The organism is Candidatus Methylopumilus planktonicus (assembly GCF_006364715.1).
In the GTDB taxonomy this organism is placed as follows: Bacteria; Pseudomonadota; Gammaproteobacteria; order Burkholderiales; family Methylophilaceae; genus Methylopumilus; species Methylopumilus planktonicus_A.
In genome coordinates, this window is the sequence record NZ_CP040984.1 from 1,270,544 (window position 1) to 1,292,600 (window position 22,057).

The 22,057-nt window shown below is 39.0% G+C and carries 25 protein-coding genes; 9 read left to right on the forward strand and 16 right to left on the reverse strand.

Annotated elements, in window-relative coordinates; genetic code table 11:
• Positions 1 to 3: 3 nt before the first annotated feature.
• The 3 genes from thiE to FIT63_RS06635 are packed head-to-tail and all read right to left on the reverse strand — an operon-like array spanning position 4 to position 3,697.
• Positions 4 to 630: a thiamine phosphate synthase gene (thiE, locus tag FIT63_RS06625; RefSeq protein WP_189342301.1), complete on the reverse strand. Its 627-nt coding sequence runs from the start codon at positions 628 to 630 to the stop codon at positions 4 to 6.
• Positions 608 to 1,447, reverse strand: coding sequence for a bifunctional hydroxymethylpyrimidine kinase/phosphomethylpyrimidine kinase (gene thiD, locus FIT63_RS06630; protein WP_140005826.1), 840 nt, complete (start codon positions 1,445 to 1,447; stop codon positions 608 to 610). The genes thiE and thiD overlap by 23 nt, the downstream gene beginning before the upstream one ends.
• A 42-nt stretch (positions 1,448 to 1,489) precedes the next feature.
• A complete protein-coding gene (locus tag FIT63_RS06635) occupies positions 1,490 to 3,697 on the reverse strand; it encodes a primosomal protein N' (protein ID WP_140007102.1) in 2,208 nt (735 codons plus the stop codon).
• Between the two features lie 76 nt (positions 3,698 to 3,773).
• Between FIT63_RS06635 and argS the strand changes: the two genes are divergently transcribed.
• The 7 genes from argS to FIT63_RS06670 are packed head-to-tail and all read left to right on the forward strand — an operon-like array spanning position 3,774 to position 8,516.
• Positions 3,774 to 5,447, forward strand: a complete 1,674-nt coding sequence (argS, locus tag FIT63_RS06640; protein WP_140007103.1) for an arginine--tRNA ligase — start codon at positions 3,774 to 3,776, stop codon at positions 5,445 to 5,447.
• Positions 5,448 to 5,461: 14 nt separating this feature from the next.
• Complete coding sequence (locus FIT63_RS06645) at positions 5,462 to 6,025, forward strand: SPOR domain-containing protein (RefSeq protein ID WP_140007104.1); 564 nt, start codon at positions 5,462 to 5,464, stop codon at positions 6,023 to 6,025.
• 9 nt (positions 6,026 to 6,034) lie between these two features.
• Positions 6,035 to 6,667 (forward strand): thiol:disulfide interchange protein DsbA/DsbL, encoded by a 633-nt coding sequence (locus tag FIT63_RS06650; protein WP_140007105.1) that lies wholly within the window; start codon positions 6,035 to 6,037, stop codon positions 6,665 to 6,667.
• Complete coding sequence (locus FIT63_RS06655) at positions 6,603 to 7,433, forward strand: SDR family oxidoreductase (RefSeq protein ID WP_420886438.1); 831 nt, start codon at positions 6,603 to 6,605, stop codon at positions 7,431 to 7,433. The genes FIT63_RS06650 and FIT63_RS06655 overlap by 65 nt, the downstream gene beginning before the upstream one ends.
• A gap of 53 nt (positions 7,434 to 7,486) precedes the next feature.
• Positions 7,487 to 7,840, forward strand: coding sequence for a helix-turn-helix domain-containing protein (locus FIT63_RS06660; RefSeq protein WP_140007106.1), 354 nt, complete (start codon positions 7,487 to 7,489; stop codon positions 7,838 to 7,840).
• Positions 7,840 to 8,097 carry a hypothetical protein gene (locus tag FIT63_RS06665; protein WP_140007107.1) on the forward strand — a complete coding sequence of 86 codons (258 nt, stop codon included), beginning with the start codon at positions 7,840 to 7,842 and terminating at the stop codon, positions 8,095 to 8,097. Before FIT63_RS06660 ends, FIT63_RS06665 begins: the two co-directional genes overlap by 1 nt.
• 14 nt (positions 8,098 to 8,111) lie before the next feature.
• Positions 8,112 to 8,516: a hypothetical protein gene (locus tag FIT63_RS06670; RefSeq protein WP_140007108.1), complete on the forward strand. Its 405-nt coding sequence runs from the start codon at positions 8,112 to 8,114 to the stop codon at positions 8,514 to 8,516.
• 78 nt (positions 8,517 to 8,594) lie between these two features.
• On the opposite strand, the gene FIT63_RS06675 is transcribed toward FIT63_RS06670, so the two are convergent.
• Positions 8,595 to 8,921: a hypothetical protein gene (locus FIT63_RS06675; protein WP_140007109.1), complete on the reverse strand. Its 327-nt coding sequence runs from the start codon at positions 8,919 to 8,921 to the stop codon at positions 8,595 to 8,597.
• 106 nt (positions 8,922 to 9,027) lie between these two features.
• Here FIT63_RS06675 and FIT63_RS06680 point away from each other — a divergent pair, with 106 nt between their 5' ends.
• Both FIT63_RS06680 and FIT63_RS06685 read left to right on the forward strand, forming a co-directional pair.
• The gene (locus FIT63_RS06680) at positions 9,028 to 10,350 is read left to right on the forward strand and encodes a UDP-glucose dehydrogenase family protein (RefSeq protein WP_140007110.1); all 1,323 of its coding nucleotides are present in this window, start codon (positions 9,028 to 9,030) and stop codon (positions 10,348 to 10,350) included.
• Positions 10,351 to 11,352: an NAD-dependent epimerase gene (locus tag FIT63_RS06685; RefSeq protein ID WP_140007111.1), complete on the forward strand. Its 1,002-nt coding sequence runs from the start codon at positions 10,351 to 10,353 to the stop codon at positions 11,350 to 11,352. It begins immediately after the preceding gene.
• A gap of 1 nt (position 11,353) precedes the next feature.
• Here the strand turns inward: FIT63_RS06685 and FIT63_RS06690 are convergent, their stop codons facing one another.
• From FIT63_RS06690 to FIT63_RS06745, 12 genes are all read right to left on the reverse strand, one after another.
• Positions 11,354 to 11,677: a hypothetical protein gene (locus FIT63_RS06690; protein ID WP_140007112.1), complete on the reverse strand. Its 324-nt coding sequence runs from the start codon at positions 11,675 to 11,677 to the stop codon at positions 11,354 to 11,356.
• A 117-nt stretch (positions 11,678 to 11,794) separates the two neighbouring features.
• Positions 11,795 to 13,627 carry a glutamine--fructose-6-phosphate transaminase (isomerizing) gene (gene glmS, locus FIT63_RS06695; RefSeq protein WP_140007113.1) on the reverse strand — a complete coding sequence of 611 codons (1,833 nt, stop codon included), beginning with the start codon at positions 13,625 to 13,627 and terminating at the stop codon, positions 11,795 to 11,797.
• A gap of 12 nt (positions 13,628 to 13,639) precedes the next feature.
• A complete protein-coding gene (gene glmU / locus FIT63_RS06700) occupies positions 13,640 to 14,995 on the reverse strand; it encodes a bifunctional UDP-N-acetylglucosamine diphosphorylase/glucosamine-1-phosphate N-acetyltransferase GlmU (protein ID WP_140007114.1) in 1,356 nt (451 codons plus the stop codon).
• Between the two features lie 88 nt (positions 14,996 to 15,083).
• Positions 15,084 to 15,506: a F0F1 ATP synthase subunit epsilon gene (locus FIT63_RS06705; protein WP_046489099.1), complete on the reverse strand. Its 423-nt coding sequence runs from the start codon at positions 15,504 to 15,506 to the stop codon at positions 15,084 to 15,086.
• Between the two features lie 19 nt (positions 15,507 to 15,525).
• The gene (atpD, locus tag FIT63_RS06710; protein WP_046489101.1) at positions 15,526 to 16,953 is read right to left on the reverse strand and encodes a F0F1 ATP synthase subunit beta; all 1,428 of its coding nucleotides are present in this window, start codon (positions 16,951 to 16,953) and stop codon (positions 15,526 to 15,528) included.
• Positions 16,954 to 16,991: 38 nt separating this feature from the next.
• Positions 16,992 to 17,858: a F0F1 ATP synthase subunit gamma gene (gene atpG / locus FIT63_RS06715; protein WP_140007115.1), complete on the reverse strand. Its 867-nt coding sequence runs from the start codon at positions 17,856 to 17,858 to the stop codon at positions 16,992 to 16,994.
• Positions 17,859 to 17,872: 14 nt separating this feature from the next.
• Positions 17,873 to 19,414 (reverse strand): F0F1 ATP synthase subunit alpha, encoded by a 1,542-nt coding sequence (atpA, locus tag FIT63_RS06720; RefSeq protein ID WP_140007116.1) that lies wholly within the window; start codon positions 19,412 to 19,414, stop codon positions 17,873 to 17,875.
• Positions 19,415 to 19,438: 24 nt separating this feature from the next.
• The gene (locus FIT63_RS06725) at positions 19,439 to 19,975 is read right to left on the reverse strand and encodes a F0F1 ATP synthase subunit delta (RefSeq protein ID WP_140007117.1); all 537 of its coding nucleotides are present in this window, start codon (positions 19,973 to 19,975) and stop codon (positions 19,439 to 19,441) included.
• A gap of 7 nt (positions 19,976 to 19,982) precedes the next feature.
• Entirely contained in the window at positions 19,983 to 20,453 is a 471-nt protein-coding gene (locus FIT63_RS06730; protein WP_140007118.1) for a F0F1 ATP synthase subunit B, read from the reverse strand.
• Between the two features lie 40 nt (positions 20,454 to 20,493).
• Entirely contained in the window at positions 20,494 to 20,769 is a 276-nt protein-coding gene (gene atpE, locus FIT63_RS06735; RefSeq protein WP_046489109.1) for a F0F1 ATP synthase subunit C, read from the reverse strand.
• A 40-nt stretch (positions 20,770 to 20,809) separates the two neighbouring features.
• Positions 20,810 to 21,619: a F0F1 ATP synthase subunit A gene (atpB, locus tag FIT63_RS06740; RefSeq protein ID WP_046489111.1), complete on the reverse strand. Its 810-nt coding sequence runs from the start codon at positions 21,617 to 21,619 to the stop codon at positions 20,810 to 20,812.
• Positions 21,620 to 21,644: 25 nt separating this feature from the next.
• On the reverse strand, positions 21,645 to 22,049 hold the full coding sequence (locus FIT63_RS06745) for an ATP synthase subunit I (RefSeq protein ID WP_052734671.1): 405 nt from the start codon (positions 22,047 to 22,049) through the stop codon (positions 21,645 to 21,647).
• Positions 22,050 to 22,057: the final 8 nt, after the last annotated feature.

The following is a 22,057-nucleotide window of genomic DNA, read 5'->3' on the forward strand; positions in this document are numbered from 1 at the left end:
GATTTAATGAAACATCTTTAAAAATGTTTCTGCAGTTTCCTTAATTGATTTAGCTTCGTAAAGACTTGTAATGACAGCAATCGCGTCGATCCCTGTCTCAATCACATCATGAGCATTATTCACGTTGATGCCCCCAATTGCAACGATAGGGATATGAATCTCACGTTTTGCTTCAATTAGAAGTTCTAACGTGGCGCTCCTGGCGTTAGGCTTTGTGGAAGTTTGGAACATCGCACCAAAAGCGACATAGTTCGCACCCTCTTTTTCAGCCTGTTTTGCACGACTTAATTGGTCATAACATGAGCTTCCAATGATGGCATCTTCGCCTAAAATGAGCCTAACTTCGGCGATATTGTCATCATTTTCACCTAAATGAACACCATCTGCCTCCAAATTAAGGCACATTCCCACATCGTCATTCACAATACATGGCACAGCATATTCGCGACAAAGACGTAAAATAGCAGCACATTGCTGCATTTTAACGTCACGATCTTGTATTTTACTGCGATATTGCACCATAGAAGCCCCACCTTCAATAGCTAATTGCGTTTTATGGATAAGTGTATTTAAGTCAGCCATATCAGGGGTTATGGCGTATAAACCTTTAATGATGAATGAATCGCGCATATTCCAATTCATCATCATGGGCCCAAAAAAGTCGATCCGGAATAAATTGGCCCATACCAGGCTTATACCCATGCTTTAAAGACTGCCAAGTAAAGCGCTGTCCTTCTTGAATGGCTTCTTCTAATGTGGAACCTAATGCCATACAACCAGCGATGGCTGAAGCTAATGTGCAACCTGAGCCGTGATAGCTGCCTACTAATCTTTCCCAGTTGTAACTTTTCACTTTGCCGTTCTCGTTATATAAAGTATTAATAACCTCGGTCGTCACTTCATGGGTGCCTGTAATTAAAGCCAGTTGGCACCCCGTATTAAGAAGTCGTTCAGCACACTCATCTAAACTTGCTTCACCAAAATCGTCACCATCTTTAAATGCTAAGCGTCTTGCTTCAATACTATTCGGTGTAATAAGTGTGGCTTGAGATAACAATAAGTCTGACATCGCATTAATCATTTCATTGGTAACTAATGCATCGCCCCGTCCGGATGCCAATACAGGATCGATGATGAGGGGAATTGTGGGATAGTCCGCCACAATTTCTGCAATCATCGCGATTGTTTCAACACTCCCTAATAAGCCTAATTTAAATGCGGAGACCTCCATGTCCTCTAATAAAGTGCGCGCTTGATCATTCACCCAATCTGCATCGAAAGCCATCATACTTTCAACGCCTGACGTATCTTGAACGGTAATAGCTGTAGTGATTGATAAAGGATGACAACCTAAGCTGGCTAGTGTTAAAACGTCAGCTTGAAGTCCAGCGCCGCCCGTTGGATCGGTCGCTGAAAATGTCATGACACAGGGAGGATTTTTTTTCATGTCTTTATTTTAGTGGGATTAGAGTTTCAGTCATAGTTAAAATTAAAACTCAAGCGGATCAACATCAACGACCCACTTAACTTTCTGACCCATTTTATTTTCACGTAAATATGGCACCCAATCATTAAGTAATTTTTGCAATGCTACGCGAGAGCTTGCTTGAAGCACTAACTGCCCGCGTTCCATGCCTTTTAATCTTTCCATAATAGGTCGCACTGGATTATAAACAGTCACGTGCGCACTTAAATTTTGTGCATTGATCATTGCATCATTCAGGAATTGCATCACATGCGCCAATTGATGCGCTTCTGCTTTTAAAAGAACGAGGAATGCAAAAGGACTTAACTCTACTAATTCTCTTTCCTTTAAAAGCTCATTGGCAAAGTTTTCATAGTCATGCGTTTTCAGAGCTTCAAATATAGGATGGTTTGGGAAAGCGGTTTGAATATATACTTCGCCCTTGATGTTAGCTCTCCCTGCGCGGCCACTTACTTGCATCAATTGTGAAAACAAACGTTCACTTGCTCTAAAGTCGGGACTATATAAAGCCTGGTCTGTATCTAAAACACCCACTAAACTTAAATGCGGAAAGTCGTGACCTTTAGATAGCATTTGAGTGCCTATCAAAATATCAATTTCACGATTTTTCATTTTTAAGAATAAATCATTGAGCGCTTCTTTAGTTTTTGTTGAGTCTCGATCCACTCTTAAAATACGCGCTTCAGGAAAAAATTCTTTTAATGTTTCCTCAACTCGCTGTGTCCCTAATCCTGTTGGATATAAATCTGTATTGCCACATGAAGGACATTGCAGTGGCATTTTTTCATCATGGCCACAGTGGTGGCAACGTAATCGTTTCTGATTTAAATGAACCACCAAGCGGGAGCTACAACGATTGCACCGACCTGTCCACTGACACGACGAACAAAGAAGCACGGGCGCGAAACCACGCCTATTAATAAAAATTAGGCTTTGTTCTTTTTTATGTAAGCGGCTCCGAATCGCTTCAATGAGATAAGGTGAGAAACCTTTTGAAACTGTTGACTTGGCAACATCAATACATTTAATTTCAGGAAGCGTTGAGTCTTCAACCGCGCGGGATGTTAATTTTAGAAAGCCAAATTTTTTGGTGTCTTTTGTCTTGGTCGCGTTGAACCAAGTTTCAAGGGATGGCGTTGCCGTTCCCATCACGATCGGAATGTTTTCGGATTTTGCGCGGAAAATTGCGACATCCCTCGCGTGATAACGCAACCCCTCTTGTTGTTTGAATGATGCATCGTGCTCTTCATCAATGATGATGAGAGATAAATGTGGCATGGGTGTAAAAACACTTAAACGTGTCCCAATGATAATTTGGGCTGCCCCCTCTTTAGCAAGTCGCCAATGGGTTAAACGTTCGTTATCCGTTAAGTGGCTATGGAGTGTCACGAGCGTATATTTTTCAAAACGAGATCTAAAACGACTCTCGAGCTGGGGCGTTAAATTAATTTCAGGCACGAGGACTAAGACTTGTGCATCTTCTTTTTTTAATGCCTCTTCAATTAAACGAATATAGACTTCGGTTTTACCGCTTCCTGTAATGCCATAAAGTAACCAAGCTGCAAAAGTTTTATTTGTTTTTGAAATCTCATCGAATGCTTTTTGTTGTTCATCATTCAATGATGGAATGGGCGCTTGTGTATAAACTTTATCATCTAAGGTTACCTCTTCTTTTTCAATCCAACCCATCTCATCCAACGTTTCAATTGATTTTTTCCAAGCGCCACTGATCGCGCGAAGACTTGCTTCATCAAGGAGGGTCGCATCAATTAAAGCCATCACGATACGTTTTAGTATCGTTTGGCGAGGTGGTAATTGATCGACGCCTAAATCAATGGCTTTGGGAGTTAGGCGATATAGATATTTTTTCGCCATCGCCTTTGTATTTAATTTTTTTAATCTAGATGGCACAGCGGACAAAATCGTTTGCCCTAAGGGATAGTGATAATACTGACTACAAAATTGAAAAAGCTTAAAACTTTGCTCATCAAAAATCACTTCAGGGTCTAGCCGAATAATAGACTTTAATTTTTTAGATTCAATGGCTGTCGTATCAGAAATGCCGACCACGACACCGATCATTTTGCGAGCACCAAAAGGGACCACGACATACTGTCCAATTTGAGTATTGGGTTTGTCCGTCCTATAGTCAAACACCCGATCGAGTGGCACATCGAGGGCGACTTTTAAAATATGAAGTGCATCAGTCATGGTGTTAGTTTTTAAGGGGAGACCATCAATTCTAAGTTAAAATAAACGCTTTAATCGTTACCTATCATTCTAAGACGTGAAATCACATCTTCTACAATTATTGTTGCCTGTTGCACAATCGATACATCCTGAGATTTTATCGAATTCTATTCAATTAGATCGTCCTAAATCGATCGAGCATGGAGATTTTTCGAGTAACTTGGCGATGGCACTCGCAAAGACTTTGAAAAAAAATCCGCGTGAATTAGCCACCCTCATTATTGAGAAGTTGCCTGCCTCACCTTTTATTGAAAAAGTTGAAATTGCGGGTGCGGGTTTTATTAATTTCTACTTGAACGAAAAAGCACGCACCTTCATTATCCATGAGATTTTAAAAAATCCTGAAGTCTATGGACAAAATACTTCAGGGCATGATGAAAAAGGCAAGCCTCAAAAAGTCCAAATTGAATTTGTATCCGCTAATCCTACAGGCCCTCTTCATGTCGGTCATGGTCGAGGCGCTGCGATTGGCGATTCATTAGCGAGACTTCTCAAATTTAATGGCTGGGACGTGACGCGGGAATTTTATTACAATGATGCAGGTGCGCAGATTGATAATCTTACAAAATCAGTGCATGCCCGCTGTCATAATATAGATCCCTCGGATCCTGCATTTCCTGAAGATGGTTATCGAGGTGAATACATTGTCGAAATTGCGAATGCTTTTTTGAATGAAAGTAGCATTGAGTGCGAAGGTAAAACTATTCATGCATCTGGCCAAATTGACGACTTAGAATCTATTCGACAATTCAGTGTCGCTTATTTAAGACATGAACAAGATCAAGATTTAAATGCCTTCCAAATTAAGTTTGATGTGTTCACTTTGGAATCTTCGTTCTACCAAAATGGTCACATTGAAAAAGTCGTGGCATCTCTTATTAAAAATGGTTTTACCTATGAGGAAGACAATGCCCTGTGGTTAAAAACGACAGATTTTGGTGACGACAAAAACCGCGTCATGAAAAAATCTGACGGAAGTTATACCTATTTCGTTCCTGATGTGGCTTATCACTTCAATAAATGGGAGCGTGGATTTAAACGCGTTATTAATGAACATGGTTCAGATCATCACAGCACCATTACCCGTGTCAGGGCAGGTCTTCAAGCTTTAAAAATCGGCATTCCTGAAAGCTATCCTGAGTATGTGTTGCATCAAATGATCACAGTGATGAAGGGCGGGGAAGAAGTAAAACTTTCTAAGCGCGCAGGTAGTTATGTCACCTTACGCGATCTTATTGATGAAGTGGGTTGCGATGCCACACGCTACTTCTTAATTGCTCGAAAATCTGATTCACAACTCGTCTTTGATATTGATTTAGCTAAAACACAAAATTCAGATAACCCTGTGTATTACATTCAATATGCACATGCGCGTATTGCAGGCGTTTTAAGACAATGGGGTGGAGATATTAATCAATTAAATCACGTTAATATTGATCATCTTAAATCGATACAAGAACTCGTCCTGGTTAAACGCTTAAGTGAATTTCCAGAAATGGTTTTACATGCCGCTACTGAATTAACACCGCATACGATTTCAAACTATTTAAAAGACTGTGCGGCCGATCTTCATAGCTATTATAATGACACTAAGTTTTTGGTTGAAAATGAAGATGAAAAGTTAGCACGCTTAAGTTTAATCCGTGCCACACAAATTGTATTAAAAAATGGTCTATATCTTCTCGGTGTGAACGCTCCGGAAAACATGTAGCTTAAAAGGTAAATATGGAAAAAGGAAAATCAGGTAGTTCTTTTATGAACGGTCTTTTTATGGGCGTTCTAGTAGGTATTGGATTATCCATTGCTATTACCGTCTTTATTACTAATGGCAAAAGTCCTTTTGTAAGTAAAGATACGAATGGGGCTTGTATTGAAATTCAGGGGGCTAAACCTGAAGGAGAGGTTGCAGCAGATAATGCTATCCAAGATCAACCGACTAAATTTGATTTTTATAATATCCTGCCTAATAACGATAAAGATATCTCAGACCGAGAAGCAACACAGGCTTTAAAAAATCCAGCCAGCATTCCACAAAAGGAAGTGTACTTCTACCAAGTGGGTGCATTCAATTCGGATAAGGAAGCTGATAACACTAAAGCAAAATTGGCACTTTTAGGATTTGAGGCAGTCGTACTCACAGCCCCTTTACAAAATAATGAAGTGGTTCATAAAGTAAGGGTGGGCCCTCTGACCGATGATGCACAAATTATGAAAACCAAAAATGATCTCACTAAAAATGGCTTTAAGCCCATTTTAGTGAGGGCAACACTTAACAATACAAATAATTAAGGATAATTTATGAAAAAAATCTTAATCACTTTTTTAATGCTTTTTAGCTCACTTTCCTTTGCGGTAGCCCCTGAGGTTGGTGTTAATTTTGATAAGACAGCACAAGTGGTCCCAACAGATAACAAAGATAAAATTGAAATCACGGAACTCTTTTGGTATGGATGTATTCACTGTTACCAAATGGATCCTATGTTGAGTGACTGGGTAAAAAAATTACCTAAAGATGTTTACTTTAAACGTATGCCTGCCATTCCACGTCCTGATTGGGCACCGATGGCCCGAGCCTTTTATGCCATGGAAACATTAGGTGTAGCTGACAAACTTCATATGGCGATATTTGAGGCTGTGCATAAAGACCGCACACTTAACCCAAGTGACGAAAAAGCCATTCTTCAATGGGTTACATTAAAGTCAGGTCTTGATCGAAAAAAAGTGGAGGATGCTTTTAATTCATTTTCGATGAATGCTTCTTTAAATAAGGCTGCTCAAGTTTTTAAGGCGTCTGGAGCAACCGGTGTCCCTACTTTAATGATTGATGGTAAATACATCACCTCAAGTACGATGGCGGGTGGCAATAATGAAGCATTGCAAATTGCTGACTTCATCATCAGCAATGTCAGAAAAGATCGTAATAAAAAATAAAGCTTTAAAAGTTTTTATCACTGGTGCCACAAGCGGTATCGGTGAATCATTGGCTCATCAGTATGCTAAAGAAGGTGCAACCTTAGGTTTGGTGGGGCGACGTCTAGAACTTCTTACAAAAATAAAATCAAACATCAAAACCAATTGTGAAATTTATGCAGTCGATGTCTCAGATCAAAAAAAACTTCAAGAAGCTGCAAATCATTTCATTAAAAAATATGGTCCACCTGATATTGTGATTGCCAATGCAGGTGTGAGCACTGGAACCCTTGCCGGTGAAAAGAAAGACCTTGATACATTTAAACGTGTCATTGAGATTAATTTGTTTGGTGTCATACACACCTTTCTTCCTTTTATTGAAGTTTATAAAAAAAAGAAGTCGGGTCAGTTAGTTGGAATTGCAAGTGTAGCTGGCATTAGAGGCTTGCCTGGTTCGGGGGCCTATAGCACTTCAAAAGCGGCTTTAATCAATTATCTGGAAAGTCTACGTATTGAGATGAAACCTTTCGGTATTCATGTGACAACAATTGCACCTGGCTACATTCGTACGCCCATGACACAACATAACCTCTACACCATGCCTTTTATTTTAGATTTGGATGATGCGGTATCTCGCTTCATGAAAGCCATTCGAAATAAAAAATGCTTTGTGATCATTCCTTGGCAGATGAAAATCGTAGGCACTATTATGAAATTTTTACCTGCACCTCTATGGGACTTTTTAGCTAAAGGAGGTCCTAAAAAAATCAGAAAAATGATTCAGTAATTACCCCAAATTCCCTGTATCCACAAAACGTAAAATAAATTAAAATCTTATTTATGTCGAACCTCAAATACAACGGCCAAGTCCTGGCAACAGCGCGTGGTGAACTCAAGCTTAAAGCAGGCGATATCGCAACAGAGCTATGTTTATCTGTTGAGCAAGTCAACTCGCTTGAAAATAATTTAAACGCTTTTTTCCAATCAAATAAATTAAAACAAGCAGTCATCAAGCGCTATTGTCGCTTCCTTAATATCGATGTGAATGCTGTCATTTCGCAGTATGAAATAGATATTACCGACAATAGTTTTCAAGAACCTAAAAAGAGTAATCTAGGTAAGAGCTTTAAAAAATATCTTTATATTTCTATTGCGGCATTTATGACGACAATGGTTTGGAAACTTTTTGCGTAATGTTAAAAAAGGCAAAAGAATTATTTTTCAAATTTAGAACTCGACATTTTAAATTTATAGAGTGCAGAAAGTCGTTGAGTTTTGATAAGTCTGGCTATTATCCTTACCAAATCATGGATATTGGTGAGAGCTTTTTAATTGATAATGCAAATTTAGAGACGATTCATAAAAAGCATAAGACGATTAATAAAGAGTTAAGTAAAACTTTTTTAGCTAAAATAGAAGCTGACGCTGTCCGAATAACCCGCATTAAATAATAAGGAAAAACAAAATGGAATTTGATCAAAAAGAAGAAACACCTTTTAATATCCCTGAAAAAAAGAAGACAGACAAAAAAACATTGGCTGTTTATATTGGGGCGGGTGTAATAACGGCCAGTTCGCTCATTTTTGGGTACGCAAACTACCAAGCGACTTATTTCAAGGACATGGAAATTAAAAATCTTAAAACACAGCTAGAGGATGCCAATACTAAATTACAGCGTATTGATGTGCTTGAAACTCAGGTCAAGGAATTGGAAGCATCGTTAGCTGCTAAAAGTGCAGTTAAACCAGCTGTAGTTAAAAAAACAAAAGTATTACCGAAAAAAGAGACTAAAAAATTAGCCCCTACTAAGAAGACAGTCAAGAAAACAAAACTGATTAAATCAAAAGAAAAGAAACAGGTAAAAAAATAAAGTTACCAAAGTCGGCCCGCACAAAAAATTTCGCGGGGCACTGAAATAAGATTATACCGATTACCCTTTTTATAGCAGCTAGATAATTTTATTTTTTGTAGGTTTTCTTATTAAAGGTTTTTTAGGTTCATCGCCTAAATGAAGATCGACGCCTTTCACTAAATTCTTAAATTCATCCGTGTAGGTAATTTTTTTATCTTGAGGTGGTCTGCCATAAAGTGAAATGGCAGAGAAAATAATGGAATATAAAAGAATCACTGTCACAACAACCGTAGTCTCAAAAAAATAATCACGTACTAAGCTCAAAACAGGGTCTAACCAGGCCCAGCCTTGCTTAATTTGGTACTCAAGATTGTCTACCCAAACTAATTGAATGGCATGTAAATATTCAAATAAAGCCGTCATGATGAACTCCTCTTATATTCTTTAAATTATAAGTGAATTCCTTATCTAGAAAAGACAAGCCTTTAACAAAAGAGGTAAAATATAGCTTTAAATACAACAAATTATTATGAAAATTACTGTTGTTGGTACAGGATATGTCGGTTTAGTGGGTGCTGCATGTTTAGCCGAGGTGGGTAATCACGTTTTAGGTCTTGACGTAAATGCAGAAAAAATTCGTATTCTAAAAGAAGGTGGTATTCCTATTCACGAGCCAGGCCTTTTAGAAATTGTTCGTCGTAATGTTGAAAATGGTCGTCTTTCTTTCACCACCAATGTCGAAGAAGCGGTAGGCTTTGGTGAAGTCCAATTCATAGCCGTTGGCACTCCTCCCGATGAAGACGGTTCTGCTGATCTGCAATATGTGACAGAAGCTGCTCGTAATATTGGTCGCTTTATGAATTCAGCCAAGGTGATTGTAGATAAATCAACCGTTCCAATTGGAACAGGTGACATGGTCAAAGCGGCAGTGGCTGAAGAACTAAAGAAAAGAAATCTCGATATTCATTACAGTGTCGTTTCTAACCCAGAATTCTTAAAAGAAGGCGCTGCAGTTGAAGATTTTATGCGGCCTGATCGAATTATCATTGGGACTGAAGACCCAAAAGCGATTGAAGTTTTGAAACAAGTTTACGCTCCCTTTCAAAGAAATCACGAAAGGCTTGTGGTCACCAACCTTAGAAGTGCTGAGCTTATTAAATACGCAGCTAATTCAATGTTAGCTACTCGCATTAGTTTTATGAACGAATTGGCTAATTTAGCTGAAATTGTTGGCGCTGATATCGAAATGGTGAGACAAGGTATAGGTTCCGATTCACGTATTGGTTATCACTTTTTATATCCAGGGTGTGGTTATGGCGGTTCATGCTTTCCAAAAGATGTGAAGGCTTTAATCAAAACTGCTAAAGATGTTGCTGGTTTCGATTTGAAATTACTTAAAGCAGTTGAAGAGGTGAATGACCTTCAAAAATTTGTATTGCCTAAAAAAGTTAAAAAGCAATTTGGTGAAGATTTAAAAGGCAAACATTTTGCATTATGGGGTTTGGCTTTTAAACCGAACACCGATGATATGCGAGAAGCTTCAAGTCGTATACTGATTAATGAATTAATCAAAGCAGGAGCCTCGATCACAGCTTACGATCCTGTAGCGATGGATGAAGGAAAGCGTATTTTTAAAGATGAAAAACATTTAACTTTTGCTGATACGCAAGATGAGGCACTTAAAAATGCGGATGCGCTTATCATTGTCACAGAATGGACAGAATTTAGAAGTCCAGATTTTGCATTAATTAAATCTTCACTAAAATCTCCCATGATTTTTGATGGTAGAAATCTTTATGATCCAAAAGCTGTTCGAGCACTTGGATTTAATTACTATCCTATTGGACGTTAAATGAAAATCTTGGTGACAGGTGTAGCCGGTTTTATTGGCATGCATTGCGCCAAAAAACTTCTTGATGATGGTCATGAAATTATTGGTATCGATAATCTGAATGACTATTACGATGTGGCTTTAAAAAATGATCGGCTTAAAATATTAGAAAGTTATAAGCATTTTCGTTTTCTAAAGCTTGATATTAAAGACCAAAAAGACGTTCTTAATCTTTTTAAAAAAGAAATACCTCAACGAGTTCTTCATCTTGCAGCACAAGCAGGCGTGCGTTACTCCATTCAAAATCCGTATGTTTACATTGATTCCAACATACAAGGATTCATTAATATATTAGAAGGTTGTCGCACAATTAAAGCTGATCATCTTGTCTTTGCAAGCAGCTCGAGTGTATATGGCGGAAATGAGAAAGTGCCATTCAGCGAACACGACAATGTCGATCATCCAATAAGTCTCTACGCTGCGACTAAAAAAGCCAATGAACTCATGGCCCATACTTATAGTCATCTTTATCAAATTCCTGCAACAGGTTTACGTTTTTTTACGGTGTATGGTCCATGGGGAAGGCCTGATATGTCACCTATATTATTCACGAAAGCTATTTTAGCTAATGAGCCTATTCAGGTATTTAATCATGGCGATATGATGCGTGACTTTACTTATATTGACGACATCATAGTATCTGTCAAAGAAACATTATTTAAGTCTGCAACACCTAGTACCAATTTTGATTCGAAAAATCCTGATCCAGCTTCAAGTCATGCACCTTATCGTATTTTTAATATCGGCAATAGTCAGCCCCTGCCCTTGATGCACTTCATTGAAACACTTGAGGATGCTTTAGGTAAAAAAGCAATTATGAAAATGACAGATATGCAACCAGGGGATGTCAAAGAAACTTCAGCAGATACGTCGGAACTTAATCGTTGGGTCAATTTCAAACCTAACACCTCCATCAAGGAAGGCGTTAAGCAATTTGTTGACTGGTATAAAACCTACTACTAAGTTATTTCTTTTTAGAAGCCTTATGCGCTTTATGAGCTTTTTTATTAGTCTTAGTTTTAGCTGAAGCTTTAGCTTTTGCAGACGCTTTTGTTTTTGTCGCTAATTTTGTTTCTAAATTTTTCACTTCCATTTGAAGCGCTTTATTTTGATTGATCAGCTCTTCATTTTGAGCTGCCTGATCAGTTAATACGGCCACTTGATTTTGTAATGCTTTAATTTCACTTGCTTGACCGGTAATTTTATCTTGAGCATTGTAAGCCACGAATAGTGAGCCTACTACGATAACGCCAGCGACTACATACTGCACAATTGTTTTAGTTTCCATTTAAATTAATGCCCTTTTTGATGTAAATAAACTTCTAGTTAATATTTTATCCTTTTTACGAAAAGACCTTAAGTTATATTTTTAATATTTTCTATAGGTGACATATTAAGTTGTTTATTACTCAACCGTGACAGACTTTGCTAGGTTACGGGGTTTATCTACATCTGTACCTTTAATAAGTGCGACATGATAAGCCAATAACTGAACTGGAATAGAGTGAATAATCGGAGACAATACGCCAGTATGTCTTGGCGTTCTAATCACTCGAACACCAGGACTTTCCGAAAAATGACTGTCAGCATCTGCGAACACAAAAATTTCACCGCCACGCGCTTTGACTTCCTGCATATTAGATTTTACTTTTTCGAGTAAATTGTCGTTTGGTGCAATCACTACGACTGGCATATCATGATCCACCAAGGCTAAGGGTCCATGCTTTAATTCGCCTGCAGGATAAGCTTCTGCATGAATATATGAAATCTCTTTTAATTTCAGCGCTCCTTCCATAGCAATCGGGTAATGAATACCTCGACCCAGGAATAGTGCATGGTGTTTATCAGCAAATAACTTTGCCCACTCTTTAATTTGCGGTTCTAAGTTAAGCGCTTGTTGGATGCTACCTGGTAAATGTCTTAAACTTTCTAGATAATTTTTTTCTTCTGTCTTGTTAATAAGCTTTTTAAAAGTAGCAATCGCCACAGCTAAACTAAAAAGGGATACCAGTTGTGTTGTAAAAGCTTTAGTAGATGCTACGCCAATTTCTGCACCTGCCCTTGTATATAGAATAAGTTTTGATGCACGCGCAATCGTACTTTCCTGCACATTACAAATTGCTAAACTTAAATGCTGGCCTAAAGACTGGGCATGCTTTAAAGCTTCCATCGTATCTAAAGTTTCGCCCGACTGAGAAATAGTGAGGATCAATTGATTAGCATTAGGTACTGAGTCGCGATACCGATATTCGCTTGAGATTTCTACCGTGGTTGGTATTTTTGCAATACTTTCTAACCAATACTTAGCCGTGACTCCTGCGTAATAACTTGTCCCTGCCGCCAAAATTAAAATACTATCTATTTTAGAAAATACGTCCTTTGCGTCTTGCCCAAACAAGCTTACGTCAAAATGACCTTGATCAATGATGGCTTCAATCGTATCGGTCAAAGCGCGAGGTTGCTCATAAATTTCTTTTTGCATAAAGTGATCATATGGGCCTAATTCCATGGAGGATAAAGTTACTTCACTAATATGTGTTTTACGTGTAATCACCTTTTTATCTTTACCAAAAATTTGAATCCCATCTTTTTTAACTTGAACAATATCACCGTCTTCAAGATAGATTACCTTTCTAGTGACGGCTAAAAGCGCTGAAATATCTGATGCAATGAAATTTTGTGTATCTCCTAATCCGATGATAAGAGGGCAGCCTAGACGTGCACAAATCATTTCATCAGGATTTTTAAGCGAGATCACAGCAATTGCAAATGCACCCCTTAATTCTTCACCCAGCATTTGAGTTGCTTCAAGAAGAGTTTTATTTTTATGTTTGATAAAATAATGAATGAGATGTGCAATGACTTCCGTATCTGTTTGTGATTCAAAGTGGTAACCTAATTTTTTAAGGTGCTCTCGTTTTTCTTCATAATTTTCAATAATCCCATTGTGAACTACTGCAATCTCGCCCTCTGATACATGTGGATGTGCGTTAAGTTCAGTGACGCCGCCATGTGTTGCCCATCTAGTATGACCAATACCTAAAAATCCTTCCAATTTCTGATCTTTAACCATTGCTTCAATCTCAGAAACACGTCCTACGGAACGAACTCGCTCAATGCCATTTCTTACCACTGCAATACCGGAAGAATCATAACCACGATATTCGAGACGACTTAATCCTTCGATTAAATGTGGAACGATATTTTTATTTGAAATTGCACCTACAATGCCGCACATATATTTCTCTCTTTATTTCTTTGTAGGTTTTTTCCAGCCAGAAATGCTGGTTTGTTTTCCACGTGACACGGTGAGATCTCCTGGTGGAGCATCTTTAATAATCGTCGATCCTGCTGCAATCGTAGCGCCCTTACCAATTTTAACGGGTGCTACTAATGCTGTATTTGATCCTATAAAAACATCATCCTCAATAGTAGTCGGATGTTTATTTGCACCATCATAATTGCATGTAATAGTTCCGGCACCTATGTTGACTGATTTGCCTACAAGGCTATCGCCGACATAGCTTAAGTGATTGATGTTGGTGTGATCGTTCACTTCACTATTTTTAATTTCTACAAAATTACCAATGTGCACATGATTTTGAAGCTGGGTACCAGGTCTTAATCTTGCAAAGGGTCCAATACGACAATGGCTCCCCACTTTACTTTCAACAATATGTGAATAGGGTTCGATCGAGGAATGGTCACCAATGACGCTATCTTTGATATGCGAATACGCTGCAACTTTCACATGACTACCCAAAACGACCTTGCCTTCAAAAATACAACCTACATCAATCGTCACATCTTGTCCTGCTGTGACTTCGCCACGGATATCAATTCGGCTCGGATCTATTATGGTGACACCCTGTTCCATCAATGTTTTTGCTGTCATAAGTTGATAGTTCCTTTCCATGGTTGCTAATTCATATTTCGAATTAATTCCGGTAATGGATGCTTCATTATCCGCAGATTCGCTTAATACTTCAATGTTATCTTCAATGGACAGCCCTACAATATCTGTCAAATAATATTCTTTTTGAGCGTTCTTATTGGTCAGTCTTGTAAGCCAATTTTTTAAGAGATGGTTGGGGGCGCACATAATGCCTGTATTAATTTCTTTAATATTTTTTTGTGATTCATCACAATCTTTTTCTTCTACAATTTTTTGTATTTGGCCGTCTTTTTTTACAATTCTACCGTAGCCTTTTGGATCCTCTTTTAAGTAAGTTAAAACAGCTAAATTTTTTTGGCCTTTTATAATTAGGCGTTCAATCGTTTTTTGATCAATTAAAGGTACATCACCATATAAAATGAGCGTATTACCCCCGTCATTGATTAAAGGAACAGCTTGTTGCAAAGCATGGCCTGTGCCCAACTGTTCTTTTTGCTCTACCCATTGAATATCGGGCGATGGAAATGTTTTTTTGACGAGATCGCCGCCATATCCATAAACCACCACAAGCTCTTTAGGTTTGAATGACATAGAAGCATCAATGACATAACCGAGAAGAGGTTTATGAGCAAGCGGTTGCAAGACTTTGGGTAAATAAGAACGCATCCGCGTTCCTTTGCCTGCAGCTAAAATCACAATAGATAAAGACATCTTTGCTATTTTATCGTCTATTTGTGATCAGATGACATAAAAAAAGCAGCTTAAAAGCTGCTTTTACTAGTTTTGTAAGCTTTGTAATTTAATGTTTTTGGCGTAATTTTTGAATCGCTTGAATTTGAGCAATCGCTTCAGCTAATTCAGCTTGCGCTTTTGCATAATCCACATCGGATGATCGATTTTTCATTGCTTCTTCAGCCGCTTTTTTAGCTGCATTCGCTTGCGCCTCATCAAGATCATGACCACGAATCGCTGTATCCGCTAACACTGTCACCACCCCTGGTTGCACTTCTAAAATACCGCCTGAAATATAAATGAGTTGTTCTTCATTTTTATCCGCTAATTTGATGCGCAACGCGCCTGGTTTAATCGATGTAATCATCGGTGCATGATGCGGATAAATACCCACTTCACCCATTTGTGCAGGTGCTGCTATAAATTCAGCTTCCCCTGAAAAAATAGATTCTTCAGCGCTTACTACATCAATATGAACCGTTGCAACCATGTTGTTTTTACCTAATCAATTAAGATAATGTTTTTGCTTTTGCTACAGCTTCTTCGATGCTACCAACCATATAGAACGCTTGTTCTGGTAAATGATCATATTCACCACTCACGATTGCTTTAAAGCCTTTGATCGTATCTTTCAATGTCACATATTTACCAGGAGCGCCTGTAAAGACTTCAGCGACGTGGAATGGTTGTGATAAGAAACGTTGAATTTTACGTGCACGACTCACCGCTAATTTATCTTCCGGAGATAATTCGTCCATACCAAGAATCGCAATAATATCGCGTAATTCTTTATAGCGTTGTAATGTAGATTGCACAGAGCGTGCGACTTGATAATGTTCTTCACCCACTACGAGCGGATCAAGCTGACGTGATGTTGAATCCAATGGGTCCACCGCTGGATAAATACCAAGAGAAGCAATGTCACGAGACAATACAACTGTTGAATCCAAATGTTGGAATGTTGTTGCAGGTGATGGATCAGTCAAGTCATCGGCTGGGACATAAACCGCTTGAATCGAAGTAATCGAACCTGTTTTTGTTGAAGTGATACGCTCTTGTAAGCGCCCCATTTCATCAGCGAGTGTTGGTTGGTATCCTACCGCTGAAGGCATACGTCCAAGAAGTGCTGATACTTCGGTACCTGCGAGCGTGTATCGATAAATATTATCTACGAAGAAAAGAACATCACGACCTTCGTCACGGAATTTTTCAGCCATGGTTAAACCTGAAAGCGCTACGCGTAAACGGTTGCCTGGTGGCTCGTTCATCTGGCCAAACACCATCGCTACTTTAGATTCTTCCATGTCATCTAATTTAATAACGCCTGCATCTGACATTTCATGATAGAAGTCGTTACCTTCGCGAGTCCGTTCACCCACACCTGCGAATACAGATAAACCTGAGTGTTGTTTAGCAATATTGTTAATGAGTTCCAACATGTTCACAGTCTTGCCTACACCGGCACCGCCGAAGAGACCCACTTTACCGCCTTTAGCGAACGGGCAAACTAAGTCAATGACCTTAATACCTGTTTCAAGAAGATCAACAGAAGGTGACAGGTCTTTGAAGTCTGGTGCTTTTTGGTGAATAGAACGGAATTCTTTAGATTTAATTGGGCCTAATTCGTCAATCGGGCGACCAAGCACATCCATGATACGACCTAGAGTGCCTGTACCTACTGGCACATTGATCGCAGCGCCCGTAGATTTAAATGCGGTACCACGTGCAAGTCCGTCCGACGAACCCATCGCAATCGTTCTAACAATTCCATCGCCTAGCTGTTGTTGCACTTCGAGTGTCAATCCTGCTTCAGCTTGTGAGTCTTTGTCATCTATAATTAATGCATCAAATACTTTTGGCATTTGATCGCGAGGAAACTCGACGTCAACCACCGCTCCGATACACTGAACTACTTTTCCGATTTGTTTACTAGCCATTTTTTTATCCTTGAAGACTCTAAATAATTAATTCAATGTTATGCAACCGCAGCTGCACCACCCACAATTTCTGAAATTTCTTTTGTAATTGCCGCTTGACGCGCTTTGTTATAAACCAATTTCAATTCGCCAATTACATTCTTCGCATTATCTGAAGCAGACTTCATTGCAACCATTCGTGCGGATTGTTCTGACGCCATATTTTCTGTGACGCCGTGATAAATCAATGATTCGATATAACGTGTTAATAATTGATCAATCACACTTTGTGCATCCGGCTCATAGATATAATCCCATGGGCCTTCTGGACTTCCGATTTTTTCACCTGAGAGTGGTAACAATTGATCCACAACAGGGTCTTGTTTCATCGTATTAATAAATTTGGTATAGCAAATAAAGAGCTGATCAACTTCACCATTTACATATGCATCTAACATTACTTTGATTGCACCAATTAGTTTTTCAACATGCGGCGTATCACCTAAACCTGTGATGTGTGATTTCACATTCGCGTTAATACGCGTCATGAAACCTAAACCTTTATTACCTAATGCACTCACGTGTACCTTTTTACCTTGTGATTCCCATTGTTTCATCTGATTGACAGACATTCTTAAAACGTTGGTATTAAGGCCACCACATAAACCTTTATCTGAAGTGACTACAATCAAACCAATATTTTTTACTTGGTCTTTTTTCACGAGAAATGGATGTTTATACTCAGATTGGGCGTAAGACAAATGTGCTGCCACGTTTCTGATTTTCTCAGCATAAGGTCGAGCTTGACGCATACGCTCTTGCGCTTTACGCATCTTAGATGCTGCGACCATCTCCATCGCCTTGGTGATCTTTCGTGTATTTTCCACACTCTTGATCTTGGTTCTGATTTCTTTACTACTGGCCATAATGACTCTTTATATTAGTAAGCGTTACTTGATTTGAAATCTTCAATCGCCTTTTCAAGTGCTTTTTCATTGTCACCCGATAAGTCAGTTGTTTTTTCGATGTCTTGCATAATCTTTTTGTATTTAGAATTCATGAAACCATGCAATGCATTTTCAAATGCCAACACTTTAATCGTTGGAACATCATCAAAGTACCCTTTGTTTGCTGCAAATAATGTCACAGCCATTTGTGAAACACTTAAAGGTGCATATTGTGCTTGCTTCATAAGTTCTGTAAACATGCGACCGCGATCCAATTGTTTACGTGTAGCCTCATCAAGATCAGATGCAAATTGTGCAAACGCTGCTAACTCACGATATTGAGCTAGAGCTAAACGTACACCACCGCCTAATTTTTTAATCACTTTAGTTTGTGCAGCCCCACCCACGCGAGACACAGAAATACCTGCGTTAATCGCTGGACGAATACCTGCGTTAAATAAGTCTGTTTCAAGGAAGATCTGACCGTCAGTAATCGAAATCACGTTTGTTGGTACGAATGCTGATACGTCACCTGCCGCTGTTTCGATGATTGGTAATGCAGTGAGTGAACCTGTTTTACCCTTCACTTTTCCTTTTGTAAATTTTTCTACATAGTCTTCATTCACGCGTGCTGCACGTTCAAGTAAACGTGAGTGAATATAGAAAACGTCGCCAGGATAAGCTTCTCGGCCTGGTGGACGACGTAAGAGTAATGAAATTTGACGATAAGCAATCGCTTGCTTTGTTAAGTCATCATAAATAATAAGCGCATCTTCACCACGATCGCGGAAATATTCACCCATCGTACAGCCCGCGTAAGGCGCTAAGAATTGCAACGCTGCTGAATCAGAAGCTGTAGCTGCAACGATGATTGTGTATTCCATCGCGCCGTGTTCTTCAAGTTTTCTCACGACGTTAGCGATAGTAGATGCTTTTTGACCAATCGCCACGTAGATACAGGTCATGTTTTGACCTTTTTGATTAATAATCGCGTCAGTCGCTACAGCTGTTTTACCCGTTTGACGGTCGCCAATAATCAATTCACGTTGGCCTCGTCCGACTGGCACCATCGAGTCAACAGATTTCAAACCTGTTTGAACTGGTTGGGATACAGATTTACGTGCAATCACACCTGGTGCAACTTTCTCAAGCTTGTCAGTAAGTTTAGTTTTAACTGGGCCTTTACCATCAATAGGTTGACCAAGTGCATTGACCACACGGCCAATCAATTCTGGGCCTACAGGCACTTCTAAAATACGGCCTGTACATTTACATACATCACCTTCTGTAATGTGTTCGTAATCACCTAGCACCACAGCACCTACAGAGTCACGTTCAAGATTCAAAGCAAGCCCATATGTATTCCCTGGGAATTCGATCATTTCACCAGACATCACATTTGACAATCCGTGAATACGCACAATACCGTCGGTCACTGATACGACCGTACCCTGTGTTCTCGCTTCAGCGGTTGTCGAGAAATTCTCTAATCGACTTTTGATGAGTTCACTAATTTCTGATGTTGATAACTGCATTACTATCTCCTGATAATGATTAGCTTACGACTTCAACGCGTAGGCTAAATTTTGTAATTGCTCACGAACTGAAGCATCAATCACGGTGTCGCCCACAATCACTTTAATACCGCCAATGATTGCTTCATCAATCGTTACTTTTGCGTCAATTTTTTTATTAAATTTCTTTTCTAAACTTTTCACTAATGTGTCGACTTCTTTATCTGTCGGTTTTGATGCAACAATAATTTCAGCATCGAGCGTTCCTTCATCCGTTGCTTTTAATGTTTCAAAAAGCTCGCTGATTTGAGGTAGCACATTAAGTCTTTTATATTCAATCAAAAGCTTAATGAGATTTTCTCCATAAGCATTAAGTTTTTTTCCAGCGATTTTAATGAGTGCTTTTTCGCGATCCTCATCAGATACCTTTGAATCGTTAATGAAAGCATGCATACCCTCATCTAAAGACACCTGTGCTAAAAGTTCCAACATCTCAGACCACTCTGTAAGAGATTTTTTTTCTTTAGCAAGATTAAATGCTGCAACAGCATAAGGTCTTGCGATGGTTGAAATTTCTGCCATATGGATCCTAAAGTTCTTTCGCTAATTTACTTAACATGTCGCTATGTGCTTTCTTATCAATTTCTTTTGATAAGATTTTTTCAGCACCGGCGATGGCAAGTGTTGACACTTGTTCGCGTAAAGATTCTTGAGCACGATTCACTTCTTGGTCAATCTCTGCTTTCGCACCTAAGATAATACGATCCCCTTCAGTTTTCGCTTGATGCTTCGCTTCTTCTAAAATTTCAGATGCTCTTTTTTCGGCTTGAGAAATAATTTCAGATGCTTTCTGTTTGGCTTCGTTAAGTTGCAGTGTCGTTTTCTTTGCAGCTACTTCTAAAGAAGCTTTTCCTTCTTGCGCTGCAGCTAAACCGTCGGCAATTTCTTTTTGACGCGTTTCAATCGCGTTTAAAAGAGGTGGCCACACATACTTCACGGTAAACCAAATGAGAATCGCAAAAGCAATCGCTTGGGCAATTAACGTAAAATTAATATTCATTTTTGCTCCTGTCTAAGTTCGGTTAAAAGAACCTAAACACTTATTTTGCGATTGCACTTAATAATGGATTTGCAAATGCAAACATCATCACGATACCAACGCTAATAATAAAAGAAGCGTCAATCAAGCCTAAAAGTAAGAATACCTTACCTTGTAATTGTGGAATCATTTCGGGTTGTCTTGCTGCACCTTCTAAGAAACTCGCACACATAATACCGATACCGATACATGCGCCTAAAGCTGCTAAACCAATCATCAAACCTAGACCAATTGCTGTATAAGATTGAATCATTGCTAAATATTGTATATGTTCCATGTTTACTTCCCTCTCAGTTAAAAATACTTAAATAAAAAAACTAATGGCCTTCATGCGCCATCGATAAATACACCACCGTTAACATCATGAAGACAAATGCTTGTAGCCCCACAATTAGAATATGGAATATGGACCAACCTGCGCCCAACAATGCTCCAAAAAATACGCCTGTCACACTCGTTGACGCTAATAAGCCGAGTAACAAGAAAATCACTTCCCCTGCATACATATTTCCGAAAAGCCGAAGTGAATGAGATAAAGGTTTAGAAATGTATTCGATGATATTAAATAAAAAGTTTGCAGGCCATACCCAAACTTTGCTACCAAAAGGGGCTGTAAATAATTCGTGGATCCAACCACCAAAACCTTTTACTTTAATACCAAAATAAATCATAAGGATCCACACTGCGATCGCAAGCGCAAAGGTTGTATTGATGTCTGAGGTTGGCACGCTCCGCCATTCGTGAATGCCTAAAGGTGCGTAAATAAAATGTGCCATCACATCGATAGGCAGAAAGTCCATGGAGTTCATCACAAGAACCCAGATAAAAACTGTTAATGCAGCAGGTGCGATAAAAGCGTGGCGATCGCCATGGAATATATTTTTAACTTGATCGTCAATGAAACCAAACATGAGCTCTACAAATGCTTGGCCTTTTGAAGGAACGCCAGCTGTTGCTTTACGAGCAACCATCCATATCAATGCCATTGAAATAATACCAAGCAATACACCCATTACAAGTGAGTCAATATTAATTGCCCAGAATGCACCTTCACCAATAGCCTTTGTATTAAAGGTTAAATGGTGGGTGATATATTCACTCGCTGTTAATGTGCCTTCAGTTGCCATAGCTTTCAATATTTCCTAATGACTTTTATTTGTCTTCATTTAATTTTGTAATCGATGCGCCTGAAATAATGGCTGACAATACAAGCCCTGCAATCAGTGCAAATGGTACAAGCGCTGTATAAAACTTAAACGCAGACCAAAGCGATACAAGTACTACAAAAATTTTTACGGCTTCGGCTTTTAACACATTAATAATGATAGCTGCGGGCTCTTTACTCAAAGCCGTTTTGTGAGCAATTTTTGAGGCGAGAAGTACACCGAATATTACGGAGACACTACCGATCAACGCAGACACACCTGCATGCTTTCCAAACACTACTGCAACTAAAACCGTTAATATACCAGCGGCTTTAACCTGCAAACTCAACATTTTTTGAATGATTTGAGGGAATCGCTTCATTCTTTCAGTGATTTCATCAATATCGGACATTTATGCTC